The following is a 16,234-nucleotide window of genomic DNA, read 5'->3' as shown; positions in this document are numbered from 1 at the left end:
AATGGCTAAAGTAGCATTTATTGGCTTGGGCGTAATGGGTTACCCGATGGCAGGGCATTTACAAAAAAATGGTCACGAAGTTACAGTTTATAACCGCACTAGTTCTAAAGCTGAAAAGTGGGTTGCTGAATTTGGTGGTCAATATGAACTAACACCCAGAGCGACTGCAAAAGGACAAGATATTGTGTTTACCTGCGTGGGGAATGACGACGATTTACGACAAGTCATCCTTGGCGATGGTAGCAATGGTGTAATAGCAGGCATGAGTATAGGGAGTATTCTCATTGATCACACTACGGCTTCAGCAGAAGTGGCACGTGAATTATCACTAATATTATCGAAAGCCCAAATTGATTTTATGGATGCACCCGTTTCAGGTGGGCAAGCAGGCGCGGAAAACGGGCAGTTAACAGTGATGATGGGGGGGGAACAATCCATATTTGATAAAGCTAAACCTGTCATCGACGCATTTGCGCGGTGCGCGGAATTACTTGGCCCTGTTGGATCAGGTCAATTAGCTAAAATGGTGAATCAAATCTGTATTGCTGGGGTGGTTCAAGGGCTCGCGGAAGGGCTTAATTTTGCTAAACGTGCAGGGCTAGACGGCGAAAAAGTTGTGGAAGTTATCAGCAAAGGTGCAGCGCAGAGTTGGCAAATGGAGAATCGTTACAAGACCATGCTCAATAATGAATATGATTTTGGTTTTGCTGTCGACTGGATGAGAAAAGATCTAGGTATTGCTTTAGATGAAGCGCGGAAAAATGGCAGCGCATTGCCGCTTACTGCAATGGTTGATCAATATTATGCTGACGTTCAAAATATCGGTGGTCATCGCTGGGATACTTCAAGCCTCATGGCAAGATTAGAACAGTTCAATAAATAAATTTAATTTCTTAGATTAACTCATTTTGAACAGAAGTTTTTGCTCTTTTTTCAACCTAAACGTTCATCCTAAAAACATCAGTTGAACGCTGAGTATACGAGTAACTGTTTGAGCAATAAGATGATTTTATTATCATGTTTTTCACCCAATGAGTGAAATGCTCTACGCTCACAAGCTTGCTAAAATGACTGCTATCTGCGTTGTAACTTTTGCAAGTAGAATAACTACTTGCTGCAAGCTACGCCTTACTATCAGCCATTTTTTCTACGCTTGAGAACGCAGTCAACTGACTGTTTCTAGGTTCAACGTGAGTTAAGTTTAAACTATCTTATCAAACATCCCAACATTGTTTTTTTCATCCTATTGTGAAGCCTCAGCTTTGTACTTGTCTGGTATTGTATCTAAGCATCTCTGAAACTCAACATCGCTATAATTTAGGCAAAGTAGTGACACACCTTGATGCTCACAGAATTGATAATAGTCAGGAATATTTAATACAATGTTTTTGACGTGAGGATACCTAAGTAGCAATTCTTTGAATTTAAAGCCGATGTTTACAAGGCAGCAAGGTGTTTTATGATCACGAGTATCAATTAATAAATTCTTGAACTGTCCAATACTTGATGCTTCGAGCAAATAGATGGCTTCATTTTGGTAATGTTCAACCACCGTCTTCATTCGATGGTGAGTCATTTGTTCCCCTGACCATGATGTTCGATCAGATGTTTTTAAACAGAAACATTGTCCCATATTTGCCCCAGACTCTTTCATTGCAGAGAAGAGTAAACCTTGTCTACTTTCTAGCTCAATAAGTGGCTTATTAAATTTTGAAAAGCAATCCTTCAGTCCTCTAGCGAACTTGCTAGTAATTAAGTGGTAAACTCTTATAAATTGTAGACTGTTACCAAATGAGCTCAAGAATACTCTGATTTCAGGTTCGCAGCCGACATAGGAAACCGTTTTTTCAACCCCTGATGGATCAAACAAGTTCATTTTAAAATCGAGTGATTCACTCACTCTACTATTCACACCCATAGAGTCGGGTATCTGCCTTTCTAAATAACATTGATGAATAGTCAGTAATGCTGTTAAATATTCAACATACGATGCTTTGACAAAACCTGCTTTATTTATGATCTCTACCATTTGTCGAAGCTGTTGTAGATTTTGCTCACTAGTTGTTTTACTGCTAAGTACAGTTGGAGCAACTAATAGCGATTCAAGCTCTCTAAAACTCGAGAGCCGTAAGCCAGAAAGCGGTCTATTATTTGTGTCTTTTGGGGTATGAAAAATTTTTTCGCCAAAACATTCAATAAAAAGGGACGCAACAGGGGTTAAATCAACATGGTTAAAGCTCATTTTCGTATCATTCAATATAGATAAGGTTGTAGGTAATCATATAGCAAAGATACTTAATAACTCCTTACAAAGTTAAAGCCCAAGGGTGTAATTGAATGACTCACCAATCAAATTCACAAGGGTCGAAATCAGGATCGGCAGATAACTTTATTGCTTCTTCGATAACATATTGAGTTGAAGCAAATTCGCCTAATGACTTGTATTGCTGCAACCATTCGGACGTTCTTTTACGGCTTTGCAAAGTAAGGGACATGGCTTTACCAGATAACCCCATCATCTTATCGTATTCATGTTTTGTGTGCTCAATTTGAACCAGCCGCTTGTCATCATTATAGCGTTCAGCGACCTTCTGTTGAATTGCTAACCCGATATAACTGCTTAGTATGTTGGAACTATTACTGGTAAACCTTTGCCCGATGTTTGAACAAGCATCAAGGACTTCAAGCCTTTCTAATTCAATACTTTCACAAAAATCAACTAAGGGTTTGTAAGCAGGTAATGAGAAAGCGGCTATATAACCCAAAGTCGCTATTTGGGTTTGAGGGCTATTACCTACGCCAACATGAGAGTATGCGGATTCGAATAATGAAAAATAATCTCTCCAATATTCTTCATATATCGGAGCATTTGAAGCTTCTATCAAAAATTCTGTGAATTTTTCGGTATTGCTATTTTTTAATTCGTTGAGCGCAGAAAGAAACCAAACAGCGCCATTTTGTTCATCAAGAGATCTTGCATCTGCAAATAACCTAGCTTCGCATTCAGCTTTTGCTGTTAAACAAGCAGAAATAAGATTATATGAAATGAATTTATTGTTGGGGTTCTGTTCTTGTAATGACTGTAATTCCGTAACGGAGTTATTAATTAACGCATGTGCAATTTCACTTTCTAACTTTGTGGACTGTTTAAGTGCTTCGACAAACTTATCAGAATCTATTAGCAATTCGTTATCGATTTCATTTAACGATTCATTGATAGCAAGCTTATCCAAATCAGTACATTCAGCAATGTAGTGGCTGCTTTGTGCGCTGTTCTTATCATCACTCGTTGTATTAAGGAGGCTTTTTTTAATATTTGGAATTGGTTTGTTCGCAGCAACTTTATCAGCATTGGAAGCGGTAGATTTGGTCTGCTCAACACTTTTATTTTCACTTTGGATTTTTGAAACTAAAGCGTTTTTATTTTGCCATGTGAGAAATATGATGATGATTAGTGCAATTGAAATCGTGATGGTTATCCAAGTCTTACGAATTAACTTTATGTCCATTTAAGTTATTCCCAATATAATATTTAATTGTTATCGCACTAATCTTAATGATTTTTAGATAGTTTTGAAAGATGTGTGACTTTTTGATAAATAAGCATGAATTGCAACCCCAACAACTGAAGTTGCCACATACTTGCTTAGTTCGCATACAGAAATCATTTTTGGATTTGAACCGAAATAACTAGAAATTAAATTATAAGCGCTTGCTCCAGTTAGTAAACCCCAAGGGTTTCCCCCAGTAACAGCGAAACCCAAAATAGCTGCAGGTGCTGTACGTTTTACACTTTCCAACGAAAAAAGTGGGTAGTTAAATTGAGTTGTTGTCATGTCTGAAGTAGTAGGATGGGTAGCCATAAGTATTTCCGAAATATATAGATTAAGAAATCAATTATAAGCCTCTCATCAACTGAGTTTATGAAATTTTATTAACCAAAAAATAAGTACAAGCTTAACCTTATGGGTATCACACCTCGTACAAATTAAAATTTTTCGTGATGTAGATGGTGCAGCTAAAATAGTTTTTGGCCTAAAGTATAAAATTATCGCATATTCTTGAAAGCCTTATATACCTATGATCCTTGAAGATGCAACTTTCAGGGTATTCTCAAAGGTTCATTTTTATAGGCGTGAAAATGCTGGAGGACTAGGATCTATTGATCTTTCAGGGTTAAATTTTGTGCTATTTGAGCATTTATCTGTTCAAGGCGTGAGCAGTGATGCTTATCCATCTAAGTGAGCTGGTCACAACACAGAACAGAACAGAACAGAACAGTGAATGCTCAAAAGCATCGAAGACAGCGTAAATTGGTCATTTCTGCTGCGTTATCGTTTTCTTATTTGGAATAACCAAATCTCACAAACTCTGCCTTACATAAAATAACCAATTTATAGCCGCAAAAACAATCACGAAAGATCAACAGACCCTAGTGGGCTAATTCAAACTTTCACAATGTAGAAAAATAAGCGTTGAAATGCCCACGTAGTGCGATTCCTCTTAATGACAAGTATTACCTTTATCCTGCGTTGTTTATCCTCGTATATAGAATAACTATTACCTCAAATAATCTTCTTGTCTAAACGGCAATTAACTCTCATTGAAATCATGCATCATCAGGTAGCACGGCTATCAGCTGCCTTTGTTTCTAAAAAATTGGTTATAGCCTAGTCACAATACTCATATACTGCGTTGAAATTTTTAGGGTAAGCTTTTTTAATGATTTAAAGTTGAATGTTTCCAACAAGGGATCTCGCAATGTCTGTTTTTCAACCTGCAAGTGGAGTTGTAGCAAAACAAGAGCAAAGCTGGTTATCATCATCAACTAAAAAAAGGTTGCTCACAGCTTGCAATGAGACCTACTTTTTGGCTGCCAAACAATCAAAAAAAATGATTAAATTTTTTGCCGACTCGACTAATGAGACTGCATATAAAGTTTCTGTTGGTGCCACGACAGGTTTATTAGTTGGTTCAGTTGGTGGTCCGGGTGGTGCAGCAGCAGGAGCCGTCGCTGGTGGGACTATAGCAGCTGGACATATAGCATTAAAAAGTGGTGTTAAGTTAATGCTTTCACCGTTTCTTTCAGATAAAACAGCTGAGTTAGTCGCAGATTCAACGGTATTCTTATCAGCTACAGGCTCAACTTATGCAGCAACAGGTTCAGTTGTACGTTCAACCTTATCCGTTGGTTTAGGCTTTGCGGGTAAGAAAGTTTCAGATAAAGTCGCTAAACCAGAAGAAACTCACCCTGTTTTAAAAGCTGCAACAGATGCCACATGTGCGGCTATAGGTTGTTTAACAGGGCATATTGCAGGGCAGGCTTTCGACCGATTTTCGACCAAGCCAGAAACAGAAAAATATCCAAACACACCCAATCATCCAAACCATCCTCGTCATGCAAGAGCAACAAGGCAGGCATCTAACCCGCCATCTCAGGACTGCGCCAGTCGCCCTGACGAACCGACAGTAGTGAATCATAATGATACTTTGGATGTAAACGGCACTAATGGAAGGTGTGGTCATTATAGGGTTGGCGCCAATCCTCCGAGTAATTTGGGAAGCGGCAGTGGTGGCGGAATTTTGAATTTACATGATACGGCTGGCGAAGGAGCAAAAATTGATATTGGGAATGGCTCTTCTGTGAATGCGAATGATAAATCCTTAAAAAAAGGAACGGTACGTGTTAAGGATTCAAATAATCAGGTTGTGCTTAATGATGATGCTGGAGAGGAAGTTCAATCAAATGAAAATGGTGACTTTAATTACGTTGAGCTAAATGGTAATGCAGGAAGGGATAGTCAGTTCGACATAGATGGCAATTTTAATGATGTTGACATTAATAATGGCGCAGGCCAAGGGGCTCAACTTGAGGTAGAAGGCGATTATAATGATGTTTATATGAATGATAACGCAGGTGAAGGAGCGCAACTTGAGATAGAAGGCGATCAGAATGATGTGAAAATATATGAGAATGGAAATGAAGGTGGACAGATTGAAGTAGAAGGTATTAACAATGACATTTTCTTGTATGATAACGCAGGTGAAGGAGAGCAGCTTGAGATAGAAGGTGATTACAATGAAGTTCGATTGTATGACTCGGTAGGTGAAGATGCTCATTTGGCACTAGAAGGTGATTTTAATCTTCTTGAAATGGGTACTAACGCAGGTAATGAGGCTCGGTTTGAGGTAGAAGGTGAAGCTAATGGTGTTCGAATGCTTCAAAACGCAGCTGAAGAGGCTCACTTGACACTAGAAGGTGATAATAATCTTGTTGATATACGTGATAGCGCAGGCGATGAGAGTCAAATCAATCTAGATGGCCGCAATAACGTTATTGATCTTCGAGGTAATGGAGGGAGAAAAGCAAAAATTAATCTAACATCAAACACAACTGCGGACTCAACGAATTCAACGGACTTAACGAACTCAACGAGCTCAGCGAACGAAACAAGCCAACCAAGTACAATGACGACGTATGGGCGTTCAGGGTTTAAGGCTGAGGTCAATATTGGTGAAAACGGACACTTAATTGCAAATGATAATTCACTAAATCGTGCTTCTGTTACAGTGCAAAAACAGGCTGAATTTACTGCTCTTGATGATAGCTGTAATAAATGTACTGTTACAGCTTCTGGTGGTACGATTAAGTTAAACTCAACGACGGCTTTAAAGGGCGCTAAGGTAATCATTTGTAACAATGGCCGTCTTTTGGATAGGAATGGTCGATTATTGAATAGAGATAATGTCGAAGATGGCACGTTAATTCAGTCGCTTATTGATAAGGGAGCAAATCTTGACTCAAAATGTATGCCAGTACCGGTACCAGTCTCAGCCCCAGTAGTTCCAGTTTCTTTTCCTGAAAGTGGTAAAATTGCCGTTGGAGTATTAGTCCCGCTTTCAGTGGTTGTTTTGGTTGCAACGCCAACAGGGATAATAATGTATGTGAAACGGAATGAAGTGAAGAAATGCTGTGCTCTTCTAAAAAAACATAAATATATCTTCAGCAAAGATAAACTTAGTGCTAAACCACCAAAACAAACACATGGTAAATCAACAGATCTGGTTGCTGTTCATGTTGAACTAGAAGCGACCACAAAAGAGACAAAAGAGACAAAACCAAAAAAGCCAGAGTCAAAAAAATCAGAGTCAAAAAAATCAGAGTCAAAAAAATCAGAGCCAAAAAAATCAGAGCCAAAAAAATCAGAGCCAAAAGAGACAACACCAAGTGTTAGTTCAGTAGCTTTAGATAGCTTTTATGTTATTATAGATATGTAATTGATTATCTTGCATTTTTTAAAACCTTTTTCTATTTATAATTTTTTACTCGACTACAACTTTTGTTTCAACCTAAATAAATCGGTTGGGAGCGTTCATATACCTGATATTGAGCACATCTATTAAAAACCCAAAATTAATGAATGGTTACTCGCTTTTGCGTTGTGAAAATGTTCATATCGGTTAATTCTAAGTAAAATATAGATAAAAAGTGATTTCTTATTCAGCCTTAACCACATAACTATTCCGTGTGCGCAATGTCAGATATACGCAGAAAAAATTACTGATAGCAAGGCATGAATAGCAGCAAGGAGTGGCTACCGACATACAAAACTGTATTTCAGTAATTAATGAGGTTTAATGTAACATTAATAAATTTAACTTATTAATTAAGTTAAATTCTTTTGGTGATTAATCTTTCACTATGAGGCTTTTATGAGCGCTACAAATATCCCTATAAATCCTTATAAGGATTATAACTATGAACCTCCTCGACTTAAAAAGGTTGATAATGTCGGAGCTAGAAGAGTTACGCGCTCAGAAGCTATTAATCTAAGTAAAGAATTAGCTGCAATACCGAAACAACGTCTTACCTTAGAAGATGCAGTATCTAGAGCTTGTTTGTTTAACGTGGATCATTTATTTTTAAACGTAAGGTACGTCAAAGTTATTAGTGTTCGCGTTTCTGATAGAAATGAGTTTGTAAAACTTGGTTTTTATAGAGAGTTTATTAAGTCGAACAGCCAGCAAATTGAAAATCTGAACAGTGAGGAGCTTTTTCGATTTCTTTACAAGACTGATTCAGACTTTTGTGTTTGGTTACATAAATTAAAGGAAGAAGAAAAGATAAATTTGGAGTCTTCTAATAGAGTTCAATATTTAACTGCATTTTTAGATTGGTGCGCTGTGTATTATCGAACTGACAATACTGCTGAACTTCCTGAAACATTTTTTCACTGGCGTGATATACCTTCTCCTAATGAATTAGAAAAAACGTGTGATACGGCATCCGAGGAATGCCAAGTAGATACTTCACCTAGCTCTAAACCAATATCAACGTCAGAATTTTCGGCAATCTCAAAAAAAAGTCAGAAGGGAATGCCGAGTGAGGATCTTGTTGTCAGAATTGAGCGTGAAGGGATTAAAGTTAAAAATACAGCGAAACGACTCAATGGTAAGCCGTTCTCTAAAAAGGAATTAGATGCCAATATCAAGGATGCTTTTAATTGTTTTCAATCTGTTTGTAATTTCTATGAGCATGTTGTTTTTGAACATAAATATGCTTACAGAGTATCATGTGACAATCTTCAAGGAAGCTTAGGAAAAGCATTTGCAGTTTTAAAGGATTTTCAACCTCTAAGTCAAAAATGAAACTTGTTACATAAACCTAAATAAATCGGTTAAACGCACTATTTAACTTTAACTTATTGAAGTTAAATACAAAGTTAAATAATCGGAATTTACTCATCAGGTGAGTGCTGAACATTCATATACTTGCCAAAATCGCCGCTAGCTGCGTTATAAATTTTGCAAGTAGAAACGAAATAACGACAGTTTTGTATGTCGGTAACCACTACTTGCAGCTATTCATGCCTTGCTATCAGTAATTTTTTCTGCGTATATGAACGCTCCTAATCGATTTATTTAGGATGAATGCTCCCAATTGATTTATTCAGGGTCAAATATTTCAAACTATGCGATTTCGAACTCGATTTTTATGAGACTAGTTGGACAGGTATTACTACAACTTATATTGTACGAGCTCTGAGCTACCGCAGATAAAAAAAAGCCTGAGTGTTATCTCAGACTTTTTTTTATAAGGGTTAAATCTCTAAGGTATTATTTTTCAACTTTAGACATATCACCGGCTTGAATTAAGCTAAAGTCTTCTAGTTTTACGTATTTCCTAAAGGTATTGTTAAGCTGTTCAACGGTTAGCTCAGACATGGCTTTTTCATACTCTTTGCTGAAACTCATGTTTCGATTTAAGCGCAAGTTACTCGCTAGCGTACCAACAAGTTCATTATCTTGTGAACGACTTACTTTATAGCTTTGTAATAAGCCTGACTTAGCGGCATCAAGCTCGGCTTGTGTAAAGCCATCCTTCAATACCTTAGCAATGACTTCTTTGAATCCTATTTCTACTTTTGCAAGGTTTTGAGGTGCACAAATTGCATATGCACCGAGTGCAGCACGTTTATCGAAAGAACTCATGTTGATAAATGAACCAGCTCCATAACTTAAGCCATCTTTTTGACGTAAACGAGTAGCTAATCGACTGTTTAGGAATCCACCACCTAAAATGTAATTACCAACTGTCATCGCTGGGGCATCTTTGTCTTGACTGCCTACAGGGATACTTAGCGAAGCGACGAAAGTAGCGTTTTCTTTATCAGGGGTGTTAAAAGATAGGTTTTCGGCGGTTAGTTTTTGATAAGGATTGCCAATACGGCTATAGCTTTGCTTATTGTACCAATCAGTAGTGAATGACTCTAGCTCATTAACTATTGATTTCTTATCGAAGTCACCAATAACCGCAATTTGCATGTTGTTGGCACCATAGAACTTTTCGTGAAATTGTTTAAGTTGCTTTAGAGTCAGCTTATCTATAGCCGCAAGTTGTTCTTCAAAAGTAGCAACGTAATTTGGGTGTCCTTTCTTGTATGGGCTTTGAAGACGACTGTATGCGTTAAAAGCAAGGCTTTGTGGATCTTGCAAGTTTTGCTCAATCGCTACTTTTAGTTGACCTTTATAAAGATCGAACTCTTTTGCTGAAAAGGCTGGTGTCTTGAAAACTTCGGCCACAAGTTGCAAGGTTGCATTTAAGTTAGCTTTAGTTGTTTCTACTCTTGCGTAAGATGATTCACTACCAGCGCCAATACGAACTGAAGCTTCGAGTTTATCAAATGCTTGTTTCAGTTCTTCACGAGTTAAGCGTTCAGTTCCACGCATTAACATGCTGCCAACAGCATCACCAATAGTGTTTTTATTAAATAAGCTGTCTAAATCACCCATTTGGCTATTAATCGCAACTACAACAGATTCGCCACGAGTCTTTTTCTGTAAAAGCGAAACTTCAACACCTGATTTTAATGTAATCGTTTCCGTTCTACTATTGATGTTGTCTTGAGATGGGTCAAAAGCTTCACCTTGAGATATTTGAGCACGACCTTTATAGCCTTTAACCATCAAAGCAACGTCATTAGCTGTAACCTGTGGAATTTCAACTCGTTCAGGTTTATCTGCAGGGATGAATTGGCCTAAGGTACGGTTATTACGAGTTAGGTATTTATTCGCTACGCGTTGAACATCTGCTGCAGTAACTTTTTCAGTGCGATCTCTATTTAAGAAAAGCAAACGCCAGTCGCCCATACCTATCCACTCACTCAATTCAAGTGCTATATCTTCAGAGGAGTTAAATGAGAGTTTAAAGTTTTTGAGGATTGCACGTTTGGCATCTTCAACTTCTTCAGCAGTAATTGGTTTTTGGGTCACATTCTCTAATGTTAATAAGAGTGCCTTCTTAGCGGCATTTAAATCAGCTGACTTATCAACTTCAGCCATAAAGATAGCTACACCGGGCTCCTGCCATTGAAAATTAAAACCAAATGCACTTGTTGCCAGTTTATTTTCAACAAGTTTTTTATACAGACGGCCGTTTGGAGTAGATGACAGGATCTCGCTTAATACATTAATGGCGGCAAAATCTTCATGAGAACCTGCAGGAATATGATATAGACTTCCGATTAATTGAACGTCACCTACACGTCGAACTGTCACAGTGCGTTCGCCATCTTGAGCAGGATCTTGAGTATAAAGCGGTTCAATAATACGAGTTGGTTTTTGGATGCTGGCAAAGTTTTTTTCGATTTTGGCTAGCATTGTTTTTGGTTCAAACTTCCCTGCAACTGTTAATGTCGCATTATCGGGTTGGTAATATTTTTTATAAAAGCCTTTTAAGCGATCAATAGAGACATTTTCTAGGTCTGATTTCGCACCAATAGTGGATTTACCATAATTATGCCATGTGTATGAGCCTGCTAACATTTGCTGAAGCGTAATTCGGAATGGGCTATTTTCACCGCGCTCAAATTCATTACGAACAACAGTCATTTCGCTGTCTAAGTCTTTTTTAGCTATGAAAGAATTAACCATACGGTCAGCTTCCATGTCTAAAGCCCAGTTTATGTTTTCTTCAGTTGCTGCGAATGTTTCATAGTAATTAGTGCGATCTGTCCAAGTGGTACCGTTAGGGCGAGCACCATGGCTACTTAATTCAGCAGGGATATCAGGATGTTTAGGTGTGCCTTTAAATACGAGATGCTCTAGAAGGTGAGCCATCCCAGTTTCACCATAATTTTCATGTTTAGAACCGACTTGATAGGTAATGTTTACAGTAACCGTTTCTTTTGTTTGATCCGGGAAAAGTAAAACTTTTAATCCATTATCGAGTTTATACTCACTGATGCCTTCAACGTTTGTTACTTCTGTCGCAGCCAATGATGAAAATGAAAAACTTCCAACAGACAGTAGAACAGCGAGTAAGTGTCTTTTTGTTCGCAGCACTGAATTCATTATAAATCCTTTTTTTTGTTTTAATTGAAAATTACGGATCGACAATATCACAAAATTTGAACTTTTTTATATCATATAAGTAACAATTGATTTGTGTGGTGAGGTTTTATACAAAAAAACCCTATTCAATGGAATAGGGTTTTAAACACCTGAATATAAAAATAATTAACGCTTTTCTAAGCTCACAAACTCACGACGCTTTTCACCTGTATAAAGCTGACGAGGGCGACTGATCTTATGGCCAGGCATGTCTAGCATTTCTTTCCAGTGAGCAATCCAACCAACGGTACGAGCAAGGGCAAACATCACTGTAAACATGCTAGTTGGGATACCAATAGCTTTCATGATAATACCAGAGTAGAAGTCAACATTCGGGTATAGCTTCTTCGATACAAAATACTCGTCTTCAAGAGCAATGCGTTCAAGTTCCATAGCTACATCAAGTAGTGGGTCTTGTACATTTAATTCATTCAGCACTTCATGACAGGTTTCGCGCATTACTTTGGCACGAGGATCAAAGTTTTTATATACACGATGGCCAAAGCCCATTAGGCGGAATGGATCTGCTTTGTCTTTGGCTTTAGCAATGAACTCAGGAATTCGGTCAACGCTGCCGATTTCTTCGAGCATGTTCAAACAAGCTTCGTTAGCACCACCATGAGCAGGCCCCCAAAGTGATGCAATACCAGCAGCTATACATGCAAACGGGTTTGCACCAGAAGAACCTGCTAAACGAACGGTAGATGTAGATGCATTTTGTTCATGATCGGCATGAAGTACAAAAATACGATCAATTGCACGCTCGACGATTGGGTTAACTTTATACTCTTCACATGGAACAGAAAACATCATGCTTAAGAAGTTACCAGCGTAGCTTAAATCGTTACGAGGATAAACAAATGGTTGGCCCATTGAATATTTGTAACACATAGCTGCCATAGTAGGCATTTTAGAAATTAAGCGATAAGCTGCGATTTCACGATGTCTTTCATCGTTTACATCAAGAGAATCTTGATAGAAAGCAGCAAGTGCGCCAGTTACACCACAAAGCATTGCCATAGGGTGTGCATCACGGCGGAAACCTTTGTAAAAAGAGGCAAGCTGTTCATTTACCATAGTATGGTTTTTTACCATAGAAACAAACTTATCGTGTTGTTCTTTATTAGGTAGTTCGCCATTTAACAGTAAGTAACACACATCTAAATAATCAGAGTCTATTGCAAGCTGATCAATTGGATAACCGCGATGTAAAAGAATACCTTTCCCGCCGTCAATGTAGGTAATTGCTGATTCGCATGACGCCGTTGCCAAAAAACCAGGGTCAAAAGTAAAATAGCCCTTAGAGCCTAATTTACTGATATCTATTACGTCAAAACCTTCAGAACCCTGTTTTACAGGCAGTTCAATCGAATCATTTCCCGGTAAGTTCAAATTGGCTTTAATATCAGCCATACCCCGTTCTCCTTACTTCATTCTTGTGTGAGAGTGACATATAAAAAGGCCACTACTTTACAGTTATTGTAACGCAAGTTCCAACTTAAATAACCGTTTAAAAGTTACAAATTCAGGTTTTTTGTATCAATAATTCGTGACAAAGCTGCAAATGGCAGCAAAATAAGCAAAAAAATATAATTTGCGTTCTGTGATGTTTGTATTTGACTTTTGCCACGAGTATACTTTGCAACGGCTTTAAAGAGCCATTAAATAGTTATACTTCGAGTGTGATTTCTATCCGTGAAATTAATAGCTTCAGAATGAGCCATAATTTGAAATGATATGTATTTTTGCTTGAGTATCAATTTTGAACTATACCTGAATAGTGCAAAATTGTTATTTAACATTACTGTCATTTACATAAAAAGATGCTCAATGGAGCTGAGTGAGCAGAACGTGAAAAAGCAAAGACCTGTCCATTTAGATCTACCTAAAATCCGCTTTCCTGCTACAGCGATTGCGTCAATTCTTCACCGAATTTCCGGTGTTATTATGTTGTTTGCCATGGGTATCCTCTTATGGATGCTTAACTCATCGTTAACATCTGCAGAAAGTTTCAGCGACCTAAAATCTTGTTTTGACAATCCAATTGCCAAATTCGTGATTTGGGGAATTTTAACCGCGTTGAGTTACCACCTTATTGTTGGTATTCGCCATTTAATTATGGATAGCGGTCGATGGGAAGAATTACAGTCTGGTTTATTGTCAGCCAAAATTTCTTTCGTGTTAACTATTGCTGTTTCTATTTTTGTGGGGATGTGGGTATGGTAACAAATGCAGCAAGTTTTGGACGTAGTGGCGTCCATGATTATATTTTACTGCGAGCAAGCGCAATAATTCTTGCTTGTTACACACTGTTTTTAGCAGGCTTTTTTGCTTGCAATTCACCAATGACTTATGAAGTTTGGTCTGGCTTATATAGTACCTTAGCGATGAAGGTGTTTACCTTAATCACTTTGATTGCTTTATTGATACACGTTTGGATTGGTGTATGGCAAGTTTTGACTGATTATGTGAAGTGCGCAGCTTTGCGTGGTGGTTTACAGTTTGTTTTTGTCGTGACCGTTTTTGCATATTTAGCGGCAGGCATATTTATAGTGTGGGGTGTGTAAGTGAGTATTCCAGTACGCGAATTTGATGCTGTAGTTATTGGTGCAGGTGGTGCAGGTATGCGCGCTGCTTTGCAGATATCTAAAGAAGGCAAAAGCTGTGCTTTATTATCTAAAGTATTTCCAACTCGTTCACATACCGTTTCTGCTCAAGGTGGGATTACCGTTGCGTTAGGTAATGCTCACGAAGATAACTGGGAAGAACACATGTACGATACCGTGAAGGGCTCTGATTTTATTGGAGACCAAGATGCTATTGAATACATGTGTCAAACTGGCCCAGAAGCAGTTATTGAATTGGAACACATGGGTTTACCATTTTCACGTTTTGAAAACGGAACCATTTACCAAAGACCATTTGGTGGGCAATCACGTAATTTCGGTGGCGAGCAAGCGGCTCGTACAGCCGCAGCAGCGGATCGTACAGGTCACGCATTGTTACATTGTTTATACCAGCAGAATGTAAAAAATAAGACTCAAGTCTTTTCTGAATGGTATGCATTAGATCTTGTGAAAAATGAAGACGGTGCAATTGTTGGTTGTACGGCTTTGGATATCGAAACTGGCGAAATTGTATACTTTAAATCGAAGGCGACAGTTTTGGCGACGGGTGGCGCAGGACGTATATTTGCTTCTACGACTAATGCTCACATCAATACTGGTGACGGTGTTGGTATGGCGATGCGTGCAGGCGTGCAAATGCAAGATATGGAAATGTGGCAATTCCACCCAACAGGTATTGCGGGCGCTGGTGTACTTGTAACTGAAGGGTGTCGTGGTGAAGGTGGTTATCTTTTAAATAAAGATGGCGAACGCTTCATGGAGCGTTATGCGCCTAATGCAAAAGATCTCGCATCACGGGACGTAGTTGCTCGTTCGATGATGACTGAAATTCGTGAAGGTCGCGGCCTTGACGGACCTCTTGGTCCACATTGTTTATTGAAATTGGATCATTTGGGCAAAGAAACACTTGAAGCTCGTCTTCCTGGTGTTTGTGAGTTATCACGGACATTTGCGCATATTGATCCAGCTGATGGTCCAATACCTGTATTACCGACTTGTCACTATATGATGGGCGGATTACCTACTAAAGTGAGTGGTCAAGTAATTCGTCAAAAAGAAGACGGAACTGAAGAAGATATTATTGGTTTATTCGCGGTCGGAGAGATTGCTTGTGTATCAGTACATGGTGCAAATCGCCTTGGTGGTAACTCATTATTAGATTTAGTGGTATTTGGTCGTGCAGCCGGACAGCATTTGGGTAAAGCACTTGATGCTACAGCGGATCCGAAAGCTGCTTTAGATGAACATATCTCTGCATCATTAGCTCGTTTAAATCGCTGGGAAAGTAATAAAGATGGTGAAGATCCGGTCCAAATTAAAAAGGACCTGCAATTGTGTATGCAGTTGAATTTCTCTGTTTTCCGTAGCGGCGACTCAATGGCTGAAGGTCTTAAAGAACTTAAGTCGATTCGTGAGCGTTTAGCGAATGCAAAATTGTCTGATAATTCTCAAGAGTTCAATACACAAAGAATTGAATGCTTAGAGTTAGATAACTTAATGGCGACAGCAATTGCAACGGCCTATGCAGCTAACTTCCGTACTGAAAGCCGTGGCGCTCATTCTCGCGAAGATTACTTAGATCGTGATGATGAAAATTGGTTATGTCACAGCATGTTTGATCCAGTATCTGAGTCAATGGGGCGTCGTGATGTAAATATGTCTCCTGTAACTCGTGAAGCATTTCCGCCTGTAAAACGTACCTACTAGGAGTGGTA

At 38.6% G+C, this 16,234-nt stretch carries 11 protein-coding genes; 6 read left to right on the top strand and 5 right to left on the bottom strand.

Features of this window, described 5'->3' with window-relative positions:
• Nucleotide 1 precedes the first annotated feature (1 nt).
• A complete protein-coding gene (locus E2I05_RS13135; RefSeq protein ID WP_121852438.1) occupies nt 2–883 on the top strand; it encodes an NAD(P)-dependent oxidoreductase in 882 nt (293 codons plus the stop codon).
• A 360-nt stretch (nt 884–1,243) separates the two neighbouring features.
• Here the strand turns inward: E2I05_RS13135 and E2I05_RS13130 are convergent, their stop codons facing one another.
• From E2I05_RS13130 to E2I05_RS13120, 3 genes are all read right to left on the bottom strand, one after another.
• Entirely contained in the window at nt 1,244–2,242 is a 999-nt protein-coding gene (locus E2I05_RS13130; protein WP_121852437.1) for a hypothetical protein, read from the bottom strand.
• A 100-nt stretch (nt 2,243–2,342) separates the two neighbouring features.
• On the bottom strand, nt 2,343–3,509 hold the full coding sequence (locus E2I05_RS13125) for a hypothetical protein (protein WP_121852436.1): 1,167 nt from the start codon (nt 3,507–3,509) through the stop codon (nt 2,343–2,345).
• Nucleotides 3,510–3,563: 54 nt separating this feature from the next.
• Nucleotides 3,564–3,863 (bottom strand): hypothetical protein, encoded by a 300-nt coding sequence (locus E2I05_RS13120; protein WP_121852435.1) that lies wholly within the window; start codon nt 3,861–3,863, stop codon nt 3,564–3,566.
• Nucleotides 3,864–4,761: 898 nt separating this feature from the next.
• Here E2I05_RS13120 and E2I05_RS13115 point away from each other — a divergent pair.
• Both E2I05_RS13115 and E2I05_RS13110 read left to right on the top strand, forming a co-directional pair.
• On the top strand, nt 4,762–7,278 hold the full coding sequence (locus E2I05_RS13115) for a hypothetical protein (protein ID WP_121852434.1): 2,517 nt from the start codon (nt 4,762–4,764) through the stop codon (nt 7,276–7,278).
• Nucleotides 7,279–7,713: 435 nt separating this feature from the next.
• Nucleotides 7,714–8,649, top strand: coding sequence for a hypothetical protein (locus E2I05_RS13110; RefSeq protein WP_121852433.1), 936 nt, complete (start codon nt 7,714–7,716; stop codon nt 8,647–8,649).
• Between the two features lie 468 nt (nt 8,650–9,117).
• Here the strand turns inward: E2I05_RS13110 and E2I05_RS13105 are convergent, their stop codons facing one another.
• Nucleotides 9,118–11,853 carry a M16 family metallopeptidase gene (locus tag E2I05_RS13105; protein WP_121852432.1) on the bottom strand — a complete coding sequence of 912 codons (2,736 nt, stop codon included), beginning with the start codon at nt 11,851–11,853 and terminating at the stop codon, nt 9,118–9,120.
• A gap of 165 nt (nt 11,854–12,018) precedes the next feature.
• Nucleotides 12,019–13,305, bottom strand: coding sequence for a citrate synthase (locus E2I05_RS13100; RefSeq protein ID WP_121852431.1), 1,287 nt, complete (start codon nt 13,303–13,305; stop codon nt 12,019–12,021).
• Between the two features lie 417 nt (nt 13,306–13,722).
• Here E2I05_RS13100 and sdhC point away from each other — a divergent pair, with 417 nt between their 5' ends.
• The 3 genes from sdhC to sdhA are packed head-to-tail and all read left to right on the top strand — an operon-like array spanning nt 13,723 to nt 16,226.
• Nucleotides 13,723–14,118: a succinate dehydrogenase, cytochrome b556 subunit gene (gene sdhC, locus E2I05_RS13095; RefSeq protein ID WP_121852430.1), complete on the top strand. Its 396-nt coding sequence runs from the start codon at nt 13,723–13,725 to the stop codon at nt 14,116–14,118.
• On the top strand, nt 14,112–14,459 hold the full coding sequence (sdhD, locus tag E2I05_RS13090; RefSeq protein WP_121852429.1) for a succinate dehydrogenase, hydrophobic membrane anchor protein: 348 nt from the start codon (nt 14,112–14,114) through the stop codon (nt 14,457–14,459). The genes sdhC and sdhD overlap by 7 nt, the downstream gene beginning before the upstream one ends.
• Nucleotides 14,460–16,226 (top strand): succinate dehydrogenase flavoprotein subunit, encoded by a 1,767-nt coding sequence (gene sdhA, locus E2I05_RS13085; protein WP_121852428.1) that lies wholly within the window; start codon nt 14,460–14,462, stop codon nt 16,224–16,226.
• The last annotated feature ends 8 nt before the right edge of the window (nt 16,227–16,234 follow it).

This window comes from Parashewanella spongiae, from assembly GCF_004358345.1.
In the GTDB taxonomy this organism is placed as follows: Bacteria; Pseudomonadota; Gammaproteobacteria; order Enterobacterales; family Shewanellaceae; genus Parashewanella; species Parashewanella spongiae.
This window is presented reverse-complemented; position numbering and strand designations above follow the sequence as displayed.